Below are 22,494 nucleotides of genomic sequence, written 5' to 3' on the forward strand. Positions count from 1 at the left end.
CTGGACGGGACCGACCTTGATCAACTTCCGGTACCACGTGGTGTCGCTGGCCGCCGTCTTCCTGGCGCTGGCCATCGGCCTCGTCGTCGGGACCGCGGCGGCGAACGGGCCGCTCGCCGAGAACCTCAACGACCAGGTCAACAAGATCACTGACGAGAAGGAACAGTTGCGCGACGACCTGGACCAGTCGCGGGCCGAGCTCAAGAAGAACTCGGACTTCGCCACCGAGGTCGCCCCGATGCTGCTCAACGGCAAGCTCGTCGGCCACACCGCCCTGCTCGTGAAGATCGAGGGCAACGACAAGGACGTCGACACCGCCGCCGACGGCATCACGACCATGCTGCAGACCGCCGGCGCCAAGCTCACCGGCACGGTCACGATCAAGGAGAAGTTCTCCGCCGGTGTCAGCGACAGCACGCTGCTGGACCTCGCCGACTCCACGGCGCCCCCCGCCATCATCGGCGCCCTGCCCAACAACGGCAAAGGCCAGGAGACCTCCGCCGCCCTGCTCGCCGCGGTCCTCGTCGCCGACAAGGCCGGCACGCCGCAGGTCGACGGCACCCGGAAGGTCCTGTCCGCGTACCAGAACGGCGGCTACATCGGCCTCGACGGTGACCTGAAGACCCCCGCCGACGTGGTCATCGTCGTCGCCGGTGCGCCCGCCACCGGCAAGGACGCCAAGGAGCGCAACGCCGCCGCGCTGACCGTCGTCAGCCGCCTCGACGTCGCCCTCTCTGGCGACGTGGTCGTGGCCGGCCTGTCGGCCAACGGCCTGGTGTCCTCGGTCCGCGACGACGCCTCGATCGCCAAGGACGTGTCCACCGTGGACAACGCCGTCACCGCCTACGGCCAAGTCGCCGCAGTCATGGCCCTCGTCGAGCGGCTCGGCGGCAAGGCCGGCCACTACGGCATCGGCAGCGGCGCGACCAGCCTGCTGCCCAAGACGGCGAGCGCGGCCAGTGGTTCGTAAGCTGCTCGCCGCCGTCGCCGGGGCGGCCGCCGCCCGGGCCGTGCTGCGTGAGCTGCGTGGCCTGCCGGCCCTGGACCGCACCAACTTCCGCGGCCGCACCGTCTCCCTCGCGGGCGGCCCCGCCCTCGCCGTCGGCGCCACCGTGGGCGCGGTCCTCGGCGCGGCCGGCCGCTCGGGGAGCCGCCAGGCTCGCGCCGCCACCGCCACCGACGGCTTGGGCGCGGCCGGACGCTCAGGACGCCGCCGCCAGGCTCGCGCCGCCAACGCCGCCAACGCCGCCAACGGCCTAGGCGCGGCCGGCCGCTCGGGGGGCCGCCAGGCTCGCGCTGCTGACGCCGCCGCCACTGCGAGCGGACGCTCGGGGAGCCGCCAGGCTCGTGCCACCGCCACCGCCGCGGCCACCGGCGGCGCCATCGCGGGTCTGGGCGCGGGCGGTCGCTCGGGAGGCCGTCGGGGGAGCGACTCGGGGAGCCGTCAGGCGCCGAGGCGTCGCAACGGGGACGGCGGGCGGGCCGTGGCGGCTGAGGTGGGTGCCGCCGGTGGGCTGCCTGCTTCCATGCACCGTACCCCGCACCACCTAATTGACCTTGATTCGCGTAGTGGATCAGTGGCGCTGGGTGTTGATGCGCGGCGGCGGGTGGTCTGGACTGGGCGGGGGCCTCGGGTGATGGGGGCCGTGGCGGTCGCCGGGCTTGGCGCGGGGGCGGTTGGATTCTACGACGACCTCGTCGGTGGGCGGCCGGAGCACGCGGCGAAAGGGTTCCGGGGGCACCTCGGGGCGCTCAAGGAGGGGCGGGTCACCAGCGGCCTCATCAAGATTGTCGGGGTCGGGGCGGCCGGGGTGGTTGCCGCCGCGCTGCTGCCCAGGCGGCGGGTGGTCGACGTGCTGCTCGGGGCCGGGGTCATCGCGGGGACGGCGAACCTGTTCAACCTGCTCGACCTGCGGCCCGGGCGGGCGATCAAGGCCGGGATGCTGGTCGGGGCGCCGCTGGCGGTCGGCCGGGGCGGGGGTGCGGCGACTGGGGCGCTCGGCGCGGCCGGGGCGTTGCTCGCGGCGGACCTCGGCGAGGAGATCATGCTCGGCGACGCCGGGGCGAACGCGCTCGGGGCGGTGCTCGGGACCGCGTACGTGGCCCGCACCGGCACCTGGGGGCGCCTGGCCGCGCTCGCCGGGCTCGTCGCGCTGACCGCGGCCAGTGAGAAGGTCAGCTTCACCCAGGTCATCGAGAAGACCCCGGCGCTGCGGGCGATCGACCAGTTCGGCCGCCTGCGCCCGACGACCCTTCCGGCCAGACCCGCATCGGCACCGGACGAGCAGGCACCGGACGAGCAGGCACCGGACGAGCAGGCACCGGACGAGCAAAGCCAAAGCCAGCAAGACACAACCCAAAGCCAGCAAGGCCGGCAGGACCACAGCCAGCACGCCGATGTGCAGGCGAAGGCCAAGCCGTCGCCGAGACCGCGTCGCGACGGGTGACCGGAAAGCGGCTCGTCGGAGCCGCGGCAGTCGTCGCGGCGCTCACCATGCTGAGCCGGCTTGCCGGATTTGCGCGCATTCTGGTGTTCAACGGAGCCGTCGGGCCGACGTACCTCGGCAATGCGTACACGGCCGCCAACACCATCCCGAACATCATCTTCGAGCTCGTCGCCGGTGGGGCCCTCGCGAGTCTCGTCGTGCCGTTGCTCGCCGGGGCGGTCGCGCGGCAGGACCGGCAGCAGGTGGGGCGGACCGTGTCGGCGCTGCTCGGCTGGGTCGTCGTGATCCTCGTTCCCCTCGCGGTGCTGGTGGCGGTGCTGGCCCGGCCGCTCGTCGGGCTGCTGATGCGGGCCCAGCCCGCCGAGGCCGTCGACGCGGGGACGGACATGCTGCGCGTGTTCGCGCCGCAGTTGCCGCTGTACGGCGTCGGCATCGTCCTGACGGGCACCCTGCAGACGTACCGCCGCTTCGCCTGGCCGGTCATCGCGCCGCTGCTGTCGAGCCTGACCGTGATGGCGGTGTACGTGGCGTTCGGCGTCCTGGCCGGACGCGGGGCGGACATCGTCGGTAGCGGAAAGCAGGTCGACGACGCCGACCTGTGGCTGTTGTCCGGTGGGACGACCCTGGCCGTGGCGGTGCTCACGCTGAGCCTGCTGATCCCGCTGAGCCGGCTCCGGTTGCGAATCCGCCCGACGTTGCGGTTCGACACCCATGAGGTGCGCGCGCTCAAGCCGCTTGTCGTCGCGGGGATCGTCACCGTCGGCAGCCAGCAGCTGGTGCTGGGGCTGGCGATCGCGTTGAGCGGGTACGCGGGCAGGGGCGTCGTCGTCGTGTACAGCCTCGCCCAGACGATCTTCCTGCTGCCGTGGGCGGTCCTGGCCGTGCCGGTGGCGACGACCGCGTACCCGGCGCTGGCCGAAGCCGGCGCGGGCGGGGCGGAGGGCCGGGACCGGTTCGCCGCGGTGCTGGCCCCGGCGGTGCGCACCGTCGTGGTGCTGACCAGCCTCGGCGCGGCGGCGCTGGTCGTGCTCGCGGAGCCGGTCGCGGTGATCCTCGCCGAGCTGTCGTCGGAGCCGCCGGACGTCGGGCAGCTGGCCGGCGGCATCACCTGGTTCGCGCCCGGGCTGATCGGCTACGGGCTGTTCGCGCTGCTGTCCCGGGCCCTGTACGCGGGCGGCAACGCCTACGCGGCGGCCTGGGCGACCGGGTTCGGCTGGGCGGTCGCCGCCGCCACCGCCGTGCCCCTCGCCGCCGGGTTGCCGCTGGACCGGCGGGTCGCGGCGATCGCGGCGGCGAACTCGATCGGCATGCTCGTGCTCGGGGCCGCCCTGGCCGTCGCGGTCCGCGCGAGGGCCGGTGGTGACGCGGTCGCCGGCGCCGGGCGTACCGTCGCGGCGGCCGTCGCATCGGCAACCGTCGCGGCAACCGTGGCATTGACGATCAGGCATCTGCTCTGGGGCGGCGGGACCCCCGATGTCCCCGGGGCGGTCGCACAGGGCATGCTGTGCGGAGTCGCGGTGGCGGTGGTGTTCCTCGCCGGGGTGGCGGTCACGGACCGGCGGACCCTGCAGCGGCTCATACACAGGAGGGGCTGAGGGGTGGGCGCCCGCATCGCGTTGGTCCTGGCGTCGAGCACGGGCGGCGTCGGCCGGCACGTCGGCATGCTCGTCGACGGCCTCGTCGCGCACGGTCACGACGTCAGCGTGCACGGCCCCGCCGCGACCGACACCCAGTTCGGCTTCAGCGGCCGGGGCGCGCAGTTCGTGCCGGTCGAGATCCCGGCGAGCCCGCAACCGGGTGACGTCCTCGCCGTCCGGGCGCTGCGCAGGTCGCTCAGGGACGTGGCGGTCATCCACGCGCACGGGCTGCGCGCCGGGTTCGTCGCCGCGCTCGGCCGCCCGGCCGGCACCCCGCTCGTCGTCACCTGGCACAACCTGGTCCTGGCGCAGGGCCTGCGGGCGAAGCTCTACCACCCGCTCGAACGGCGGGTCGCCCGCGCCGCCGACGTGACCCTCGGCGTGTCGACGGACCTCGTCCAGCGGGCCCGCGAACTCGGCGGCCGGGACGTGCGGCTCGCGCTCGTGCCCGCCCCGGTGCGGCCCGCCGCCACCCGCGGCCGCGACGAGATGCGCGAGGAACTCGGCGTGGAGCCGGGCCAGCCGCTCGTCCTCGCCGTCGGCCGGCTGCACCCGCAGAAGGGGTTCGAGACCCTCGTCGCGGCCAAGTGGTCCCAGCCGCAGCCGTTCGTGGCGATCGCCGGCAGCGGCCCCTCGTACATGACCCTGGCGCAGCGCATCTCCGCCGAGCACGCGCCGGTGCACCTGCTCGGCTATCGCGACGACATCCCGGACCTGCTCGCCGCCGCCGACCTGGTCGTGGTGACCAGCGTGTGGGAGGGCCAGCCGCTGTTCGTGCAGGAGACCCTGGCCGCCGGGGTGCCGCTGCTCGCGACCGCCGTCGGCGGGATCCCGGAGGTGGTCGGCGACGGCGCCCGGCTGGTCGAGCCGCACGACGTCGAAGGGTTCACCGCCGCCGCGGAGGCGCTGCTCGCCGACCCGGCCGCGCTGCGGGAGCTCGGCCGGCGGGGCCTGGAGCGGGCGGCGACCTGGCCGACCGAAGGCGACACCCTGGCGCAGGTCGAGGCGGTGTACGCGCAGCTGCCAGGAACCGCCGGCAGGGCGTGAAGGGCGTGACCGGCCGTCCCCGCGGGGAGCGTTGATGCGGCACCGGCTGCATCGCTCCACCCCGGCGCTGCTGTCCCTGCTCGTCGGGGTCCTCGCACTGCTCGCGCTGATCCCGCGGCCCGACTCGGCCACGGCGCCGCCGTCCGCCGATTACGTGATCATCGTCGGGGTCGCCGGGCTGCGCTGGGACGACGTGAACCCGACCGACACCCCGACGATGTGGCAGCTGGCGCAGGACGGCGCGATCGGCGCGCTGTCGGTGCGTTCCGCGCGGCGGGTCACCTGCGCCGGTGACGGCTGGCTCACGCTCGGCGCCGGGAACTACGCGACGTACACGAGCGGTCCGATCACCTCCGAGTGCCCGCCCCTGGCGGTGTCGATCACGCCGGACGGGACGAAGACCGGCGCGTCGCTGCCGGACCACGACGGGGTCGTGGCGAAGAACCGGGCGCTGCACTGGGGCGCCCAGCCGGGTGCCCTCGCCGAGGGCGTGCGCTGCACCACGGCTGTCGGCCCGGGGGCGGCCGTCGCCGCCGCCAGGCCGTACGGGCGGGTCGACCGCTACGCCGACACCGTCGACGAGAACGTGCTGTCGGCGTGCGCGTTGACGCTCGTCGACCTCGGCCAGATCGCCGGGAACGACGCCGCGTCCCGCGCCGGCGACGCCCGCCGCGCCGACGCGGCCCTCGCCACGGTCATCGCGGCCCGGCCGGCCCGGGCCGTGGTCGTGCTCGCCGGCCTGTCCGACCTGGACGCCGGCACCCGCCTGCACGTCGCGATCGCGCAGGGCCCCGGCTACACGGGCGGCTGGCTCACCTCACCGTCGACGTCCCGGCCCGGCTACGTGCAGGTCGTCGACCTCGCCCCGACCGCCCTCGCCGCCCTGGACCGGCCGATCCCCGGCAAGCTCTTCGCCGGCGGCGCGGCCACGATGAGCGACGGCCGGCCCGCCTCGGTCGGCCGGGCCGTCGAGCGGCTCGCCGACGCCGACCGGGAGGCCAGCGTCCAGCAGCGGGTCGGCTCCACGTTCTTCACGCTGCTCGTCGTCGCCGAACTGGCCCTGTTCGTGCTGGTCGTGCCGCTGCTGCGGTGGGCCCGGCGGCCGGCCGGGCCGGTCGCGCACCCGCCGGCGCCGCGGGTCGTCGTGCGGGCCGCCGAGGTGCTGCTCATCGCCGCGTCCCTGGCGGTGCCGGCGGCGCTCGTCGCGGACCTGCTGCCGTGGTGGCGGTGGTCGTCGCCGGGGCTCGGGTTCGCCGGCGTGACTCTCGCCGCGCTCGCCGTCGCGACCCTCGTCATCGCGTGGTCGTCGTCGCGGAGCCGGGCCAACGCGCCGCTCGGCGGGGTCGCCGCCGTCGGCGCCCTCGCCGTCACGCTCGACGTGCTCACCGGGGCGCGGCTGCAGCTCAACGGCGTCGCCGGCTACTCCGCCGCGGCCGGCGGCCGCTACGCCGGGGTCGGCGTCATCGGCCTCGGGCTGCTCGTCACGGGGGTGCTGCTCGGCGGTGCCAGCCTCGCGCAGCGGTTCGAGCGGCGCTGGCGCCCGTTCGTCATGGCCGTCGTCGGCGCGGCCGGGATGATCGTCATCGGCAGCCCGTACCTCGGCGCCGACGCCTCCGGCGCGGTGGCGCTGACCGCCGGGGTGTGCGCGGCCGCCGCCCTCGCGGTCGGCGGGTGGCTGACGATCACCCGGCTGATCTGGGCGGTCGCGGCGGCGCTCGCCGTCACCGCCGGGATCGGGGTGCTGGACCTGTTCCGCCCCGAGGATCAGCGCAGCAGCGTGGGCCGGTTGCTGGTGCGCACCCAGGACGGCACCGCCGGGTACATCGCGCGGCGCATCGGCGAGGCGAACGTGGTGACGACGGTCACCAGCCCGCTGACGATCCTGGTCATCGGGACCGTCCTCTACGTGACGTTCGTGCTGCTCCGGGACTGGGGCGGGGTGCGCCGGCTGCTCGGGGTGTTCCCGCCGGTCCGTGGCGCCCTGGTCGGGTTGGTGCTGGCCAGCGTGCTCGCCGGGGTCGTGGAAGGGGTGTCGCTCAACGTCCTCGGCGCCGCCCTCGCCACCGCGGCGCCATTGACCGTCCTGGCGTGCCTGCGGGTGCTGGACCACGCCGATGACCGGACCCGGTGAGCGTCCCAACGGCTGAGCGGCCCGGAGTGTCCGGAGCGGGGCCGTTCACCTGCTGTTAGGCTGAACTCCCGTGGATCGCTCTTCGACACGGACCGGTGCGAGCCGGCAGGCTAAGCACATCTTCGTCACCGGGGGCGTCGCCTCCTCACTCGGCAAGGGTCTGACCGGCTCCAGCCTCGGCAGTCTGCTCAGCGCCCGCGGTCTGCGGGTCGTCATGCAGAAGCTGGACCCGTATCTCAACGTCGACCCCGGGACCATGAACCCGTTTCAGCACGGCGAGGTGTTCGTCACCGAGGACGGCGCCGAGACCGACCTCGACATCGGTCACTACGAGCGGTTCCTCGACCAGGACCTGTCCCGCAACGCCAACGTCACCACCGGCCAGATCTACTCGGCGGTCATCGCCAAGGAGCGGCGCGGGGAGTATCTCGGCGACACCGTCCAGGTCATCCCGCACGTCACCAACGAGATCAAGGCCCGGATCCGGGCGATGTCGGCCCCCGACGCCGACGGCGTGGCACCCGACGTGATCATCACCGAGGTCGGCGGGACCGTCGGCGACATCGAGTCGCTGCCGTTCCTGGAGGCCATCCGCCAGGTGCGGCACGACATCGGCCGCGACAACTGCTTCTTCCTGCACGTGTCGCTGGTGCCGTACCTCGCGCCGAGCGGCGAGCTGAAGACCAAACCGACCCAGCACTCCGTGGCCGCGCTGCGCAGCATCGGCATCCAGCCGGACGCGCTCGTCTGCCGCTCCGACCGGCAGATCCCGGAGAAGACCAAGAACAAGCTCGCCCTGTACTGCGACGTCGACGCCGAAGCGGTCGTGTCCGCGCCGGACGCGCCGAGCATCTACGACATCCCGCGCGTGCTGCACGAGGAGGGCCTCGACGCCTACGTCGTGCGCCGCCTCGGCCTGTCGTTCCGGGACGTGGCCTGGAAGAAGTGGGACGACCTGCTCGAACGGGTCCACCACCCGCGGCAGACGGTGACCGTCGCGATCGTCGGCAAGTACGTCGACCTGCCCGACGCGTACCTGTCGGTGACCGAGGCGGTCCGCGCCGCCGGGTTCGCGCACCGGGCCCGGGTCGAGATCCGCTGGGTGCCCAGCGACGCCTGCACCACCCCGGCCAGCGCCGCCCAGGCCCTCGCCGGCGTCGACGGGGTCGTCATCCCCGGCGGCTTCGGCGTCCGTGGCATCGAGGGCAAGATCGGCGCCGCCCAGTACACCCGGGAGCGCGGCATCCCGACCCTCGGCCTGTGCCTCGGCCTGCAGTGCATGACGATCGAGGTGCTGCGCAACGTCGCCGGCATCGAGGGCGCCAACTCCCTGGAGTTCGACGGCGACGCCACCGACCCGGTCATCTCCACCATGGCGGACCAGCAGGACATCGTCGCCGGCAAGGGCGACCTCGGCGGCACCATGCGCCTCGGCGCGTACCCGGCGGTCCTCGCGCCCGGCACGCTCACCGCGGACGCGTACGGCGCGCCGGAGGTGTCGGAGCGGCACCGCCACCGGTACGAGGTGAACAACGCCTACCGCGAGGCCATGACCTCCGCGGGGCTGCTGATCTCCGGCACGTCGCCGGACGGGCGCCTGGTCGAGTTCGTCGAGCTGGACCGGGAGCGGCACCCGTTCTTCGTCGCCACCCAGGCGCACCCGGAGCTCAAGAGCCGCCCGACCCGGGCGCACCCGCTGTTCGCGGCGTTCGTCGGCGCGGCCGTCGCGTACAACGCCGCCGACCGGCTGCCCGTCGAGCTGGAAACGGTCGACGCATGAGCGGTCCGGAGCGCAGCGGAGAGATCGCTCATCATGAGCTCAGCCTGAGCCGTCGCCGGAGCGAAGCGGAGGGGACGGCGTGACGTACGAGGTGCTGTCGCACACGGAACGCCTCCGCAACAAGGTGTTCGCGATCTTCACCGACGACGTCGTCATGCCCGGCGGTGACACCGCGAAGCGGGACTACATGGTCCACGTGGGTGCGGTCGGCGTCGTCGCGGTCGACACCGCCGGGCGGGTCGCGCTCGTCCGGCAGTACCGGCCGGCGGTGCGGCAGGTGCTGTGGGAGCTGCCCGCCGGGCTGGTCGACGTCGAGGGGGAGCCGCTCGTCGACGCGGCCGCCCGGGAGCTCGCCGAGGAGGTCGACCTCGCGGCCGCGACCTGGGACCTGCTGACCGAGGTGCACCCGTCGCCCGGCTGCTCCAACGAGAAGATCCGGCTCTTCCTGGCCCGGGACATCTCGCCGGTGCCGGACGCGGACCGCCATGCCCGTACCCACGAGGAGGCGGAGATGGAACTGCACTGGGTCGACCTCGACGCGGCGGTGGGGATGGCGCTGAGCGGCGAGATCACCAACGCGGCGTGCCTGGTGGGGGTGCTGGGCGCCGCGCACGCCCGGGACCGGGACTGGAAGACCCTGCGGCCGGCGTCGTCGGCGACCTGACGTTCGCATGACCCGGTAGACCTCGTGCACCCCCGTGACTGCACCAGGTCTACCGGATCACTCACGCGCGCAGCAGCGCGATCGCCAGCGTGAGCAGCGCGGCGGCGGAGGAGACGGTGCGGACCGTGTTCCAGCGGTTCCAGGACGCCTCGAACACCGCCCGCGCCGCCGCCGGGTCCGTCAGCCCGGCGGCGTCGAGCTGGTTGTTCAGCGGCACGTTGATCGCGGCCGTGACGATGAACACCACGGCGTACAGCAGCGTCGCCGCGATCAGCCAGGGCAGCATCGCGCGGTGGGCGCCGCCGAGGTGCAGCAGGACCGCGACGATCGCGGCGACGAGCGCGCCCACGTAGGCGCCGAGGAACCAGCCGTTGAGGATCGACGAGTTGATCTTCTGCATGACGTCGACGAAGGTGCGGTCGTCGACGCGGCGCAGGGCGAGCATGACCGAGGTCGAGTAGGCGAAGAAGACGCCCGTGGACAGGCCGACGAAGAGGGTCGCCGTGGCGAGGACGGCGCTGCGCAACTGTTCCATGCGGTTCAGTCAACCGTGTCGATCGCAGACGGGCCATGGTCGAGCATCGCCGATGCATGTGTCATCGTCTACGGTGTGGACGCGTTGACGGCGCTGCTCGACGGGCCGAGGGCCCGCGGGGCGTTTCTGCTGCGGTCGGTGCTGGCGCCGCCGTGGTCGCTGCGGATCCGTGACGAGGCGGCCCTGGCCCTGGTCGCGATGGTGCGCGGCGAGGCCGCGTACATCCCCGACGACGGCACCGTGCGCACCATCGGCCCCGGCGACGTGATGGTCATCCGCGGTCCCGGCCACTACACCGTGGCGGACCCGCCGGGCACCGAGCCGCAGATCATCATCCACCCGGGGCAGCGGTGCACCACACCCGACGGGCAGGACCTCGCAGAGGTCATGCACCTGGGCGTCCGCACGTGGGGTACCGATCCCGACGGCCCGACACTCGTCATCACCGGCGCCTACGAACTCACCGGCGAGGTCGGCCGCCGCCTGCTCAGCGCGCTGCCGGACGCCGTCGTGGTGCGTGGGGAGGGGCACCTGGTCGCGCTGCTCGCGGGGGAGATCGACAAGGACCGCCCCGGGCAGGAGGCCGTCCTGGACCGGCTCCTCGACCTGATGCTCATCTCCGCGCTGCGCGACTGGCTGGACCGTCCCTCATCCGACGCGCCGGGCTGGTACCGGGCCCAGTCCGACCCGGTCGTCGGGCCGGCGCTGGCGCTGCTGCACCACAACCCGGCGCACCCGTGGACGGTCGCCGTGCTCGCCGAGAAGGTCGGCGTGTCGCGGGCGCTGCTCGCCCGGCGGTTCACCGACGTGGTGGGGGAGCCGCCGATGGCGTACCTGACCGGTTGGCGGCTCGCCCTCGCCGCGGACCTGCTCCTCGAACCCGGCGCGACCCTCGGCGCGGTGGCCAGGAGGGTGGGCTACGGGGGTGCTTTCGCGCTGAGCGCGGCGTTCAAGCGTGTCCGCGGTGTGAGCCCCCAACGGCATCGTGGACAATCCTGACATGTCACTGTGTCCGTGCGGGCTCGGCGAGCCCTACGACGACTGCTGCGGCCGCTTCCACCGGGGCACCGACGCGCCGCCGAGCGCTGAGCTGCTCATGCGCGCCCGGTACAGCGCGTACGTGGTCGGCGACCGCGACTTCCTGCTGCGCACCTGGCACGAGAAGACCCGCCCGCGGCTGCTGTCGGTCGAGGACGGGCAGCACTGGAAGGGCCTGTACATCCTGGACCGCACCGGCGGCGGGCTGTTCGACAGCGAGGGCACGGTCGAGTTCAAGGCCCGCTACGAGGCCGACGGCAAGCCGGGCGTGATGCACGACACGAGCCGCTTCGTGAAGGTCGACGGGGTGTGGCTCTACGTGGACGAGGTCTGACGGGCCCGCCATTCCCGGTCCAGCATCGCGTAGACGTACTGGTCGCCGAACTCGCCCTTGAACAGCTCGTCCTCGACGAAGTGCGCCTCCCGGCGCATCCCGAGCCGGGACAGCAGCTGCCACGACGGCACGTTGCGGGTGTCGCACTTGCCGCAGATGCGGTGCAGGCCGAGGTCCTCGAAGCCCAGGCGCAGCATCGCCTCGGACGCCTCCCGGGCGTAGCCCTTGCCCTGGAAGCCGGGGTGCAGGACGAAGCCGAGCTCGCCTTGGCGGCTCAGCGCGCTCTCCCACTTGAGCACGACCTGGCCGATGACCCGCCCGTCGAGGTCCATGGCGAGCACCAGCCACTGGCCCTCGGCGGTGAGCGCGTCCTGGGCGATGCGGTTCTTCAGCGAGTCCCGGGTCATCTCCTCGTCGTGGACGTCCCAGTAGAGGTAGCGCACGACATCCGGGTCGCCGGTGAGGGCGTGCAGGTCGGCGAAGTCACCCTCGGTGAACGGGCGCAGCGTCAGCCGCTCGGTCCGGATGGGGTAGGAGGGGCGGAGCACGACTGGATGCTAACCCGCCAGTGCGCTGCGAAGCGTGACAATTGTGCCCGCCGGCGTCGACTGCACCGTGACCTCGTCGACGAGGTGCCGGGCCAGCCACAGGCCACGGCCGCTGACCGCGTTGCTCGGCGGCAGCGTGGAGCCGTCGAGGCGCTCCGCGGGGATGCCGGAGCCCTTGTCGGTGACCTCGCACAGCAGCGTGCCGTCGAGGGTGCACAGCTTCACCGCGCCGCGCCCGCCGGCGTGCCGGACCGCGTTGGTGACGATCTCGTTGACCGCCAGGACGAAGTCCTCGAGACGTTGGCCGAGCAGCCCGGCGGCCGCGGCGGCCCGGCTCACGGCATGCCGCACCGGGGTGATCTGCTCAGCGTCGAACTCCTCGACCAGCAGTGCCGTCTCAACGGCCTCAGCCACGGTGTCACCTTTCCGCTGCGTCTCCGCTGCGACGAAGCCGAGAGTACCCCGACCTGATCCGGAACACGCGCAGAAGTCACCCTGGAGTGCAAGATGCAGACCGGAACCCGCATCCTTGACGGCGTGGACGACGACTTGCGGGTCACCGATGACATTGCACTGCCGCGCGCGGAGCTCGGCTGGCGGTTCAGCCGCTCCGGCGGGCCCGGCGGCCAGTCGGTCAACACCACCGACTCCCGGGTTGAGCTGCGCTTCGACCTGGGTGCGACGCAGGCGCTGCCGGAGCCGCTGAAGGAGCGGGCGCTGGCGCGGCTGGCCGGTCGGCTCGTCGACGGCGTGCTGTCGATCGTCGCGTCCGAGCACCGCTCGCAGCTGCAGAACCGGCGCGCGGCCGAGCTGCGCCTGGTGACCGTGATCGCGCAGGCGATCGCCCCGCCACCCAGGCCGCGGAAACGGACAAAGCCCTCCAAAGGTGCGATCGAGCGGCGGCTCACCGACAAGCGGCGCACCGGGCTGCGCAAACAGGAGCGCCGCCGCCCCGAGGACTAGAGGATCAGGGTGTGGTACGGGTAATCGCTGCATTGCTCACGGTGATGGTTCTGGCGGCGTGCTCGGCGGGTACGCCCTCGCCGGTCGCCACGGTGTCGGAGACCCCGGGGCATCCGCCGCAGACCGGCGCGCTGCCCGGCCTCTCCGACGTGCCGACGCCCGCTCCCGGCGCGAGTCCCGTCACGTCCACCGGCTGGGAGGTCACCGTCTACTACACGGCCGTCGCCGCGCTGCACGGCGGCGCGTCGCAGCAGGTCACCGGCTGCCCGACGATCGACTGCGAGAAGGGCCGCAACCAGCGGGACCTCGGCAGCTTCCCGGCGTCGTTCGTCAAGGCCGTCAAGGATGAGGGGACCGGCCGGGTCGCCGACGGGCGGTACCTCAACTGGTCCTACGACACCGGGTACTGGATGGACACCGCCCCGCGCGACACCGCCGGCCGCCCGCTCGTGCCGTGGGTGTCCGCCGCCGCCGACGGTGACGTGCTGCGCGGCGGCGCCCGGTTCAGCATCCTGCGGTGCGGCACCGCCGCCGAGGTCACCGCCGTCGTCTGCGCCAGGCTGAAGGCACCGACCTGGACGATCGTCGACGAGTTCACACCCGGCATGGGCGGCTCGAAACACGTCGACGTCTACGTCGGCGAGGAGACCGGCGCCGACTTCACCGGCTCCGACCTGTACACCACCCTCCAGGGCGCCACGCTGTCCGTGCTGCGGGCATGACGGTGGGCACCTCCGAGGCGCCACGCTGTCTGTGCTGCGGGCATGACGGTGGGCACCTCCGAGGCGCCACGCTGTCCGTGCTGCGGGCATGATGATGGGTATGAGAGTCATCGTCTTCGGCGCCACCGGCATGGTCGGCAAGGGCGTCCTGCGGGAGTGCCTGCTCGCCGACGACGTCACCGAGGTCCTCGTCGTCGGCCGTTCACTGACCGGCCAGCAGCACCCGAAGCTGCGCGAGACCGTCCACGCCGACTTCACCGACTTCACCGGTGTCGACCTGACCGGCTACGACGCCTGCTTCTTCTGCCTCGGCGTCAGCTCCGTCGGCATGTCCGAGGAGGCGTACCGGCGGATCACCGTCGACTACACCCTCGCCGCCGCGCGGGCCGTGACGCCGGGCTCCACGTTCGTCTACGTGTCCGGCGCCGGCACCGGGACCACCCGCCGGGCCAAGTGGGCGCAGGTGAAAGGCTCCGTCGAGGACACCCTGCTCGCCATGGACCTGCGGGCCTACATGTTCCGGCCCGGCTTCATCCAGCCGATGCACGGCGCGGTGTCGAAGGTCCGGCTGTACCGCGCGATGTACACCGTGCTGCGCCCGCTGACCGCGGCCCTGGTCCGCTTCGCGCCCGGCATCGCCACCACGACCCAGCAGATCGGCCGGGCCATGCTGCACGTCGCCCGCACCGGCGGCACCAAACACGTCCTGGAGTCCCGCGACATCGCCGCGCTGTAGGCTCGGGCAGGCACGGTTACGGTTGGTGGTGAGACCGTTCGGCGATTAGGTGGTCCGGGGTACGGTTTGGAAGAACGCGCTGACCGGCCCGGGAGCCACGCCTCGAACCAGCGCTACGGCAGCCGTCAGCGTTGGTTCGCGGAGTTTGTCGCAATCCCCGCTCGTCGCGTTCGCTCGCAGTCGTTGCTGGCAGTCGTCGCTCGCTGGGTCCGCGGAGTTGTCGGGGTCCGCGGCGTTGTCCCAGCCCTCGCTACGGCAGTTGCCAGCGCTGGTTCGCGGAGTGGGCCCTCGCTACGGCAGTTGCCAGCGCTGGTTCGCGGAGTTGTCGCAGTCCCACTGGCGCGCGGCCGCGCCCGGGGCGGGGCTGCCGGAGTCGACGCCGATGCAGCGGCCGCTGTTGAGGCTGACGAACCGGAAGCCGTCGCCGTCGCGCTGCAGGCGCCATTGCTGGTTGGGGCCGCCGTGGCAGTCCCACTGCACGATCTGGGCGCCGTTGTCCTTCGACCCGCCGTTGACGTCCAGGCAGCGGTTGTCCTTGGTGTTGACGAAGGCGTACACGTCCTGGGCGCCGCCGACCAGCTGCGGCATCCACACCTGGGTCGGGTTGTTGTCGCAGGGCATCTGGGTGACGTTGCCGCCGTTGCCCTCGGCCGCCTGCATGCACAGCCCGGAGTGCGAGGCCCGCAGCAGCGTCGGCTTCGCCGCGACCACGCCCTGCGGCGGGGGCGGTGACGGTGCGGTGCTGGTCGGCGCCGGTGGGGGAGCGGCGCTGGACGCGGCCTGCGACGGGGCCTGCACGGCGGGCGCGCCGGTCTGCTGCTCGGCGGCGCTCGGCCCGCCGTCGCCGTCGCCGCCGCCCTGGAACGCGAAGACCAGTCCTGCCACGACCGCGACGACGAGGAAACCGAACGCGCCGAACAGCAGCGGGTCCTGCTTGATGCGCGGCGGAGGCGGCGGTGTCGGGCGGGGCCCGCCGTAGACGGTCATGGCCGCACAGCATAGATCAGCCGTACGGGCGACTCCTGACGGCCAGCAGGCAACACTGTGTCAATCCGCCCCCGGAGGAGTTCACACTGTGCTGCCTTCGCGGGCCGTCCCGGCGCCATAGACTGCCGCTGGTACACGCAGCGTCACCGTCGTCGCTGGTGGAGAGGGGTCACGAGACGTGAAGGTCGCAGTTCCGCGCGAGGTCAAGAACCACGAGTACCGGGTGGCCATCACCCCGGCCGGAGTCCACGAGCTCACCGCGAACGGGTACGAGGTCTTCATCGAGGCCGGCGCCGGCGACGGCTCGTCGATCACCGACCAGGAGTTCCGCGAGGCCGGCGCGCAGATCCTGCCGACCGCCGACGACACCTGGGCCGCCGGTGACCTGGTCCTGAAGGTCAAGGAGCCGATCGCCGAGGAGTACCACCGCATGCGCGAGGGGCAGGTCCTCTTCACCTACCTGCACCTGGCCGCGTCGAAGGCGTGCACCGACGCCCTGGTCGACCGCAAGGTCACCGGCATCGCGTACGAGACCGTCGAGCTCACCGACCGGTCGCTGCCGCTGCTCGCCCCGATGTCGGAGGTCGCCGGGCGGCTCGCACCGCAGGTCGGCGCGTATCACCTGATGCGGGCCGGTGGTGGCCGCGGCGTCCTGCTCGGCGGCGTGTCCGGCGTCTACGCCGCGAAGGTCGTCGTCATCGGCGCCGGCGTCTCCGGCCTCAACGCGGCCGCGATCGCGCTGGGCATGCAGGCGGAGGTGCTGCTGCTGGACAAGAACATCTCCCGGCTGCGCGGCGCCGACGCGATCTACCAGGGGCACCTGCAGACGGTCGCCTCCAACAGCTACGAGATCGAACGCGCCGTCCTCGACGCCGACCTCGTCATCGGCGCGGTGCTCGTGCCGGGTGCGAAGGCCCCGAAGCTCATCACCAACGACCTGGTGAAGCGGATGAAGCCGGGCAGCGTCCTCGTCGACATCTCGATCGACCAGGGCGGCTGCTTCGAGGACTCCCGCCCGACCACGCACGCCGAGCCGACGTACAAGGTGCATGACTCGATCTTCTACTGCGTCGCGAACATGCCCGGCGCGGTCCCGCACACCAGCACGTACGCGCTGACCAACGTCACCCTGCCCTACGTGGTGGAGCTGGCGAACCGGGGCTGGCGCGAGGCGCTGCGCCGCGACCCGGCCCTCGCGCTGGGGCTCAACACGCACGACGGGCACGTGACGTACGGGCCGGTCGCCGACGCGCACGGCATGGAGCATCTCGCGCTGGCGGACGTGCTGGCCTAGACGGTGCGGCGCGACCCGGCGGACACCGCCGCGACCCGTGACCCGGGCGCGGCGGCTACCGTCATGGCCGTGGATGCCGCTGGGCTGCGCAAGGCCGTCGACGTGTACCTGGACCACCTCACCGTCGAGCGGGCGCTTGCCGAGAACACCCTGGCGTCGTACCGCCGCGATCTCGACCGTTACGTCGACTGGCTGGCCGCCGGTGGGATCGGCGACCTCGCCGACGTCGGGGCACGGGACATCGCCGGGCACGTCGCGGCGTTGCGGGCCGGCGACCTCCAGGACGGCGGCGAGCACCCGGCGTTGTCGGCGTCCTCGGCGGCCCGGGCCGCGAGCGCGGTGCGGGGGCTGCACCGGTTCCTGCTCCTGGAAGGGCTCGCGCCGACCGACCCGTCGCGGGACGTGAAACCGCCGTCGCTGCCGAAGCGGCTGCCGAAGGCCCTCGACGTCGACCAGGTGTCGCGCCTGCTCGCCACCGCCGCCGACGCCGGCCCCCTCGGGCTGCGCGACCAGGCGCTGCTGGAGTTCCTGTACGGCACCGGCGCCCGCATCTCCGAGGCCGTCGGCATCGCCGTCGACGACCTCGACCTCACCGGCACCCACGGCCTCGTCACGCTGCACGGCAAGGGCGGCAAAACCCGCCTGGTGCCGATGGGCAGCTACGCGCGGACCGCGATGGACGTGTACCTGGTGCGCGCCCGGCCGACCCTCGTCGCCAACGGCACCGGCGTGCCGGCCGTGTTCCTCAACGCCCGCGGCGGCGCGCTGTCCAGGCAGAGCGCGTGGACGATCCTGCGCAAGGCCGCGGTCCGGGCGCAGCTGCCCGTCGACGGGCCGCACGGGGTGTCACCGCACACGCTGCGGCACTCCTTCGCCACGCACCTGCTCGACGGCGGCGCCGACATCCGGGTCGTGCAGGAGCTGCTCGGGCACGCCTCGGTGACCACCACGCAGGTGTACACCCTGGTCACCGTCGACAAACTGCGCGAGGTGTACGCCACCGCTCACCCGCGCGCCCGCTGAACCAGGATCCGCGCCACGTTCGACGGCCGGCGGAAGGCCCGCACCGGCACCGTGCCGGCGAACACGCCGAGGAACTGCTCGACGCTGTCCTGACGGCGGGCGACGGCACGCAGGAACAGGCCGTCGAAACGCTTCGGTGGCCGCAGCGCGGCAAGGCCGGTGGTCAGGTCGAAGATCGGCAGCCGTGATTCGTCGCGGATCCGCTGGTACGCCTCGCCGGTGCCGCCGTCCGCGATGGTCGCCGCCACGAGTTCCGCGTCCGCCAGGGCGTTGCCGATGCCCTGCGCCGTCACCGGGTCCATGACGAGGCCCGCGTCGCCGGCCAGGAACCAGCCCGGTCCGTGCGCCCGGCGCACGACGTTGGGCAGGTCGACGGTGGTGCGCAGGCGCTCGACCCGCCGGCCGTTGCGGACCCGTTTGCCGAGGTCGCCGCAGCCGTCGACGGTGTCCAGGAGGTGCCGCTCGGGGTCGGTGCGCCAGGTGCCGAACTCGGTGACGGGCGCGGCCGCGTACACCATCGTCAGGCCGTCGTTCGTGGGGAACGCGGCAACCGCCCGGCCCGGTCGGTGGTAGAGCTCGCCCACGGGCTGGTCGAGGCCCTCCCAGTAGGAGTAGCTGGCGACGGTCCGCGGCCCGACCTCGCGCAGCACCGGCGCGGCGACCTCCTTCGCCACCAGGGAGTGCTTGCCGTCGGCGCCGACGACGATCGGGGCGCGGTGCTCGGTGCCGTCGCGGCCGCGGATCCCCGCGACCCGGTCACCGTCCCGGATCAGCCCGCCGACGTGGAACCCCTCTTCGAGGTCGGCGCCGGCCTCGCGCGCGGCGTCGACGAGCAACTTGTCCAGGACGGTGCGGCGCGGGCTGCACAGGAACCCGTGTGCCGGGAACCGTCCCGCGAGGACCGTGCCGCCGACGTCGAAGCGCACCCGGTCGGTGACGGGGGTACCGGCGGCGAGGAGCTTGTCGAGGAGCCCCCAGCGCTGCAGGCGGGCGACCCCCGCCGGCTGGATCTGATGGGTGGACAGGGTGTCGCTCGGGAAGCGGGCCCGGTCGACCGCGAGGACCCGCAGCCCCCTCTGGGCGAGGAGCATGGCGGTGGCAGCACCGGCCGGTCGTGCGCCGACCACGATGACGTCGTACACCCATCTATGCCAACACGTGTTGACTAGAGTGTCAACGGTTGTTGGCCTACGGTTGTGGGCATGACTCTTTGGTTGTGGGCATGACCGACGCCCAGCCGGCCGCCCGGCGGTCCGATGCCACTCGCGCCGGGATCCTGCGGGCGGCGCGGGCCCGGTTCGCCGCTGACGGCTACCAGCGGGCCACGATCCGCGCGATCGCCGCCGACGCCGGCATCGACCCGTCCATGGTCATGCGGTACTACGGCAACAAGGCCCAGCTCTTCGCCGCCGCCGTCGACATCGACCTGCGGCTGCCCGACGTGGCCCGGGTCCCGCGCGACCGGCTCGGCGAGACCCTGGTCGCGCACTTCATCCGGCGCTGGGAGGGCGACCCGACCGACGACGCGCTGCTGACGCTGCTGCGCTCCGCCGCCACCGACGAGTCCGTGGCCGAGCGGCTGCGCGGCATCTTCCGCGAGCAGGTCGCCCCGGTCGCCCTCGCCGTCACCGCCGACCCCGCGGAGGCGGCGCTGCGCGCCGGGCTGGTCGCCACGTCCATGCTCGGCCTGGCCCTGTGCCGGCAGATCCTGATGCTGCCACCGATCGTCGCCGCCGCCCCCGACGTCCTGGTCGTCCAGGTCGGGGCGACGGTGCAGCGGTACCTCACCGGGCCGCTGGGAGGCGTGTTACCGTAGGCGCATGCGTTTCTGAGCCCATCGACGCCGCGCGTGCCGCCGCGACCCTCCTGCGAGAGTCTGCCCGCGGCCCCCGTTGTGGGACTCCCGCTTCGTTCTCTGCGCGGCTGACGACTGTCCATGCTCCTGCGAGGCCATCCGCACGCCATCCGCGGACATCGAGATCCGCGACAGCTCATCCGCGAAGGAGACGCCATGCCTGCCGCTGCCGCAGACAACCAGCCCGACAACGAGTCGACCCAGGTCGCCGAGGCCGAGACCGAGGCGCCCCCGCTGAACCCCCTCGAGGCGATCCGCCGCGCCCAGGCCAACCGTTCCCTTCCCCCGGGCGTGCAGCAGCACGGCGGCGGCAAGGGATCCGGCGGCAAGGGCGGCAAGGCGAAGTCGCCCCGCATGTACAACCGGCACAAGTAGCCGTGCCTGCCGCCGCATGGCGCCCTCGCTGACGAGGGCGCCCTGCGGCGTTTTCGCGGTGGCGGCTCCGTCTCGCGCAGGGACTCCGGACTGCCCGCCCGGGCGACTGCCGCGCCCGTCGTGCACCGCGCAACCTCCGCCCCGGCGCGGCAGGCCGGAAGGCCCCGCAGGTCCCCTATGCCGGATCCGTTCCAGCGCCGGCACCGTCGTGTCGGTGATCGAAGTCGTGTGCCGGTCGTTCACGCGACCAGCCTGCGGCTTGATCACCGTGAAGATCCGCTCCGGGTGTGGAGTAACCGTGTAAAGGGGGGCTATCCGGGCGTCGTCCAGGTCGTGAAGGCGATGCCGTGGCGCCGTGCAGCTTCCGCCGGAACGACTGGGTTACGTGGAGCAGCCCCGATCGGGTGTGCTCCCCCATGATCCGGAAGGCCCTGTGCACCCAGGGGTGCACAAGGTCTTCCGGATCATGGGGAGGGGCGGGAAGGTGTCCGGGTCAGAAGGTGAAGGTCTCGGAGGCCGGGGGCCAGGTGCTCGGGTCCTCGGGTTGCTCGGCGGTCAGGGACTTCAGGATCTGGGCCAGCTCGGTCGAAGGGATCGCCTGCTGGCCGAACGTGTCGACCTGGACGTAGTGCTGGCCGTCGGCGAGCAGGGCTGAGCAGGTGCCGCTGCCCGGCTGGCATGACGACGCGCCGATCTTGTCGCGGGTGCGCAGGTCGGTGATGCCGAGGGTGAGCACGATCGACGGGTACTCCTCGAGGTCGACCGGCACGGTGAAGGGCGGCACCAGGGTCTTCGGGGAGAGCCACACGACCGACAGGTTCGTCGCGTCGTAGGAGAACTTGCGGGTGCCGACCGCGATCATCCGATAGTTCTTCGGGGGGTTGCGCAGGCGGACGCCGACCGGGAAGGCGCGCACCTCGCCGGCGGGCAGGTCCTCGGCCAGGGCGATGAGCTCGTCGCGGGTCGGGGCGGTCTCGAACGACGACCAGTAGATCGCCGCCCAGGCGCCGGGCAGGTACTGCCAGGCGAGGGTCGGCACCGTCGGGGTTGAGCAGCAGCCGTCCTTGGTGGCCGTGGACGGCGGGGCCACCGGACCGGCGTAGCGCAGCAGGGCGGTCCTCCCGGCGATCTGGAGCTTCTCGCCGCCGGTGAACTCGGCCGGTTCGAAGGCGTCGACGCCGTAGACGACGAGGCGGCCCTCGCGGGGCAGGACCCGGCCGCCGGCCGCGCTGCTCTGCTTGGCACCGGGAGTGGCGGCACCAGGAACGGTGGCGCCGGGAGCGGAGGCGGGTGGAGAGGCGCCGGCGAGGACGGTGGGGCGTCCGGTCGGCGAGATGGACGGCTGGGCGGCGCTCACGTCGATGGTCGACTGCTGGTAGCTGGCGGTGACCAGGTCCGGGTCGCGCACCACATACCGGCCGGACGTGTAGCCGGTGTAGTTGGTCTCGAAGGCGCCGGCCGCGGTGAAGTCCGCCCGGCGGGCCGGGGACTGGGACACGTCGGCGAGGCCGGGGTTGCCGTTGGGGTCGACGGTCGGGGCGAGCGTGGGCGGGGAGATCAGCACGACCGCGGCGGTCGCGCCGGCGATCACTGCGACGACGCCGCCGGCGACGGAGGCGAAGAGGGCGGCGCGGCGGCGGCGCCGCGCGAGCCGGCGGCCGGCGGCGGTGATGTCGTCAATGCTGAGTCGCGGTGGCGGTGCGTCGTCCCTGGCCGCCGCCAGCAGACTGTGCAGGTCGTGATCCATGCCCTTCCCTCCCGTTCTCCATCTCGTGAGCGCCGTGGGCCGGCCGGGCGTGCCGGCCCGGGCCGGCAGCGGGCCGCGGGCCGGATCCGGTGAAGAGGCCGGGGACGCCAGGGTCGTCGTCGTCGCGCGGTTCCGCGCCGAGCAGCGCGCGGAGGGCGGTGAGCCCGCGGGCGGTCTGGCTCTTGACGGTGCCCGGCTGCCGGCCGAGCACCTCGGCTGTCTCCTCAACGCTCAGCCCCTCGTAGTACCGCAGGACCAGCACGGCGCGCTGGCCGGGGGCCATCCGGGCGAGTGCGGCGCGGACGCGGATCCGCTCGTCGACCTGATCGGCGTGGTCGGGGCCGGGCAGCTCGGGCAGGCTGTAGCCCGCCGAGCGCTCCTTGCGCCGCCACGGCCGGCGGCTCTCGTCGACCAGGGCGTGCACGACCGCCCGCCGCACGTAGGCGAGGGGCGTGTCGACGCGCTTCCAGTGCACGTAGAGCTTCGCCAGGGACGAGGCGACGGCGTCCTCCGCCGTGTGCCAGTCCCCACACGTCAGGTAGGCGAGCGAGCGCAGGCCGTCGAACCGTGCGGCGACGAACTCCCGGAACTGCGCTTCGTCGTCTTCGTTCACCCGTTCGGGCTCCCTTCG

At 73.2% G+C, this 22,494-nt stretch carries 22 protein-coding genes and 1 pseudogene; 16 read left to right on the plus strand and 7 right to left on the minus strand.

The window, feature by feature from the left end; all coding sequences use genetic code 11:
- Positions 1-16 precede the first annotated feature (16 nt).
- The 7 genes and pseudogenes from ACFPIJ_RS58290 to ACFPIJ_RS58320 all read left to right on the plus strand — a co-directional run bounded on the left by ACFPIJ_RS58290 (position 17) and on the right by ACFPIJ_RS58320 (position 9,706).
- Complete coding sequence (locus ACFPIJ_RS58290; RefSeq protein ID WP_380128187.1) at positions 17-970, plus strand: copper transporter; 954 nt, start codon at positions 17-19, stop codon at positions 968-970.
- A 544-nt stretch (positions 971-1,514) separates the two neighbouring features.
- A pseudogene (locus ACFPIJ_RS58295) lies at positions 1,515-2,237 on the plus strand (hypothetical protein); the annotation flags it as partial.
- A 206-nt stretch (positions 2,238-2,443) separates the two neighbouring features.
- A complete protein-coding gene (gene murJ / locus ACFPIJ_RS58300; protein WP_380128188.1) occupies positions 2,444-4,042 on the plus strand; it encodes a murein biosynthesis integral membrane protein MurJ in 1,599 nt (532 codons plus the stop codon).
- Positions 4,043-4,045: 3 nt separating this feature from the next.
- The gene (locus ACFPIJ_RS58305) at positions 4,046-5,131 is read left to right on the plus strand and encodes a glycosyltransferase family 4 protein (protein WP_380128189.1); all 1,086 of its coding nucleotides are present in this window, start codon (positions 4,046-4,048) and stop codon (positions 5,129-5,131) included.
- Positions 5,132-5,165: 34 nt separating this feature from the next.
- Complete coding sequence (locus ACFPIJ_RS58310) at positions 5,166-7,262, plus strand: hypothetical protein (RefSeq protein ID WP_380128190.1); 2,097 nt, start codon at positions 5,166-5,168, stop codon at positions 7,260-7,262.
- Between the two features lie 70 nt (positions 7,263-7,332).
- Entirely contained in the window at positions 7,333-9,042 is a 1,710-nt protein-coding gene (locus ACFPIJ_RS58315) for a CTP synthase (RefSeq protein WP_380128191.1), read from the plus strand.
- Positions 9,043-9,121: 79 nt separating this feature from the next.
- On the plus strand, positions 9,122-9,706 hold the full coding sequence (locus tag ACFPIJ_RS58320; protein WP_380128192.1) for an NUDIX domain-containing protein: 585 nt from the start codon (positions 9,122-9,124) through the stop codon (positions 9,704-9,706).
- Between the two features lie 61 nt (positions 9,707-9,767).
- Here the strand turns inward: ACFPIJ_RS58320 and ACFPIJ_RS58325 are convergent, their stop codons facing one another.
- Positions 9,768-10,241 (minus strand): anthrone oxygenase family protein, encoded by a 474-nt coding sequence (locus tag ACFPIJ_RS58325; RefSeq protein ID WP_380128193.1) that lies wholly within the window; start codon positions 10,239-10,241, stop codon positions 9,768-9,770.
- Positions 10,242-10,316: 75 nt separating this feature from the next.
- Between ACFPIJ_RS58325 and ACFPIJ_RS58330 the strand changes: the two genes are divergently transcribed.
- Positions 10,317-11,240, plus strand: a complete 924-nt coding sequence (locus ACFPIJ_RS58330; RefSeq protein ID WP_380128194.1) for an AraC family transcriptional regulator — start codon at positions 10,317-10,319, stop codon at positions 11,238-11,240.
- Between the two features lies 1 nt (position 11,241).
- Complete coding sequence (locus tag ACFPIJ_RS58335; RefSeq protein ID WP_380128195.1) at positions 11,242-11,613, plus strand: YchJ family protein; 372 nt, start codon at positions 11,242-11,244, stop codon at positions 11,611-11,613.
- Here the strand turns inward: ACFPIJ_RS58335 and ACFPIJ_RS58340 are convergent.
- Positions 11,595-12,161 (minus strand): GNAT family N-acetyltransferase, encoded by a 567-nt coding sequence (locus tag ACFPIJ_RS58340; RefSeq protein ID WP_380128196.1) that lies wholly within the window; start codon positions 12,159-12,161, stop codon positions 11,595-11,597. The two genes, ACFPIJ_RS58335 and ACFPIJ_RS58340, sit on opposite strands and share 19 nt — an antisense overlap.
- Before the next feature lie 9 nt (positions 12,162-12,170).
- Entirely contained in the window at positions 12,171-12,575 is a 405-nt protein-coding gene (locus ACFPIJ_RS58345; RefSeq protein WP_380128197.1) for an ATP-binding protein, read from the minus strand.
- Positions 12,576-12,698: 123 nt separating this feature from the next.
- On the opposite strand from ACFPIJ_RS58345, the gene arfB reads away from it, so the two are divergent.
- From arfB to ACFPIJ_RS58360, 3 genes are all read left to right on the plus strand, one after another.
- Entirely contained in the window at positions 12,699-13,124 is a 426-nt protein-coding gene (arfB, locus tag ACFPIJ_RS58350) for an alternative ribosome rescue aminoacyl-tRNA hydrolase ArfB (RefSeq protein ID WP_380128198.1), read from the plus strand.
- 44 nt (positions 13,125-13,168) lie between these two features.
- Positions 13,169-13,846, plus strand: coding sequence for an RlpA-like double-psi beta-barrel domain-containing protein (locus tag ACFPIJ_RS58355; RefSeq protein ID WP_380128972.1), 678 nt, complete (start codon positions 13,169-13,171; stop codon positions 13,844-13,846).
- Between the two features lie 100 nt (positions 13,847-13,946).
- Complete coding sequence (locus ACFPIJ_RS58360) at positions 13,947-14,582, plus strand: Rossmann-fold NAD(P)-binding domain-containing protein (protein WP_380128199.1); 636 nt, start codon at positions 13,947-13,949, stop codon at positions 14,580-14,582.
- Positions 14,583-14,873: 291 nt separating this feature from the next.
- On the opposite strand, the gene ACFPIJ_RS58365 is transcribed toward ACFPIJ_RS58360, so the two are convergent.
- Positions 14,874-15,569 (minus strand): RICIN domain-containing protein, encoded by a 696-nt coding sequence (locus tag ACFPIJ_RS58365; protein ID WP_380128200.1) that lies wholly within the window; start codon positions 15,567-15,569, stop codon positions 14,874-14,876.
- 178 nt (positions 15,570-15,747) lie between these two features.
- Here ACFPIJ_RS58365 and ald point away from each other — a divergent pair, with 178 nt between their 5' ends.
- Together ald and ACFPIJ_RS58375 are read left to right on the plus strand one after the other, a co-directional pair.
- Positions 15,748-16,863, plus strand: a complete 1,116-nt coding sequence (gene ald / locus ACFPIJ_RS58370; RefSeq protein ID WP_380128201.1) for an alanine dehydrogenase — start codon at positions 15,748-15,750, stop codon at positions 16,861-16,863.
- 63 nt (positions 16,864-16,926) lie between these two features.
- Positions 16,927-17,886, plus strand: coding sequence for a site-specific tyrosine recombinase XerD (locus ACFPIJ_RS58375; protein ID WP_380128973.1), 960 nt, complete (start codon positions 16,927-16,929; stop codon positions 17,884-17,886).
- Here the strand turns inward: ACFPIJ_RS58375 and ACFPIJ_RS58380 are convergent.
- Entirely contained in the window at positions 17,868-19,028 is a 1,161-nt protein-coding gene (locus ACFPIJ_RS58380) for an NAD(P)/FAD-dependent oxidoreductase (protein ID WP_380128202.1), read from the minus strand. The two genes, ACFPIJ_RS58375 and ACFPIJ_RS58380, sit on opposite strands and share 19 nt — an antisense overlap.
- A gap of 80 nt (positions 19,029-19,108) precedes the next feature.
- On the opposite strand from ACFPIJ_RS58380, the gene ACFPIJ_RS58385 reads away from it, so the two are divergent.
- Both ACFPIJ_RS58385 and ACFPIJ_RS58390 read left to right on the plus strand, forming a co-directional pair.
- Positions 19,109-19,702 carry a TetR/AcrR family transcriptional regulator gene (locus ACFPIJ_RS58385; RefSeq protein ID WP_380128203.1) on the plus strand — a complete coding sequence of 198 codons (594 nt, stop codon included), beginning with the start codon at positions 19,109-19,111 and terminating at the stop codon, positions 19,700-19,702.
- Between the two features lie 195 nt (positions 19,703-19,897).
- The gene (locus ACFPIJ_RS58390) at positions 19,898-20,116 is read left to right on the plus strand and encodes a hypothetical protein (protein ID WP_380128204.1); all 219 of its coding nucleotides are present in this window, start codon (positions 19,898-19,900) and stop codon (positions 20,114-20,116) included.
- A gap of 493 nt (positions 20,117-20,609) precedes the next feature.
- Here the strand turns inward: ACFPIJ_RS58390 and ACFPIJ_RS58395 are convergent, their stop codons facing one another.
- Positions 20,610-21,863, minus strand: coding sequence for a hypothetical protein (locus tag ACFPIJ_RS58395; protein WP_380128205.1), 1,254 nt, complete (start codon positions 21,861-21,863; stop codon positions 20,610-20,612).
- Positions 21,793-22,476: a SigE family RNA polymerase sigma factor gene (locus ACFPIJ_RS58400; protein ID WP_380128206.1), complete on the minus strand. Its 684-nt coding sequence runs from the start codon at positions 22,474-22,476 to the stop codon at positions 21,793-21,795. Before ACFPIJ_RS58400 ends, ACFPIJ_RS58395 begins: the two co-directional genes overlap by 71 nt.
- Between the last annotated feature and the right edge of the window lie 18 nt (positions 22,477-22,494).

It is taken from the genome of Dactylosporangium cerinum, assembly GCF_042653625.1.
Taxonomy (GTDB): Bacteria; Actinomycetota; Actinomycetes; order Mycobacteriales; family Micromonosporaceae; genus Dactylosporangium; species Dactylosporangium cerinum.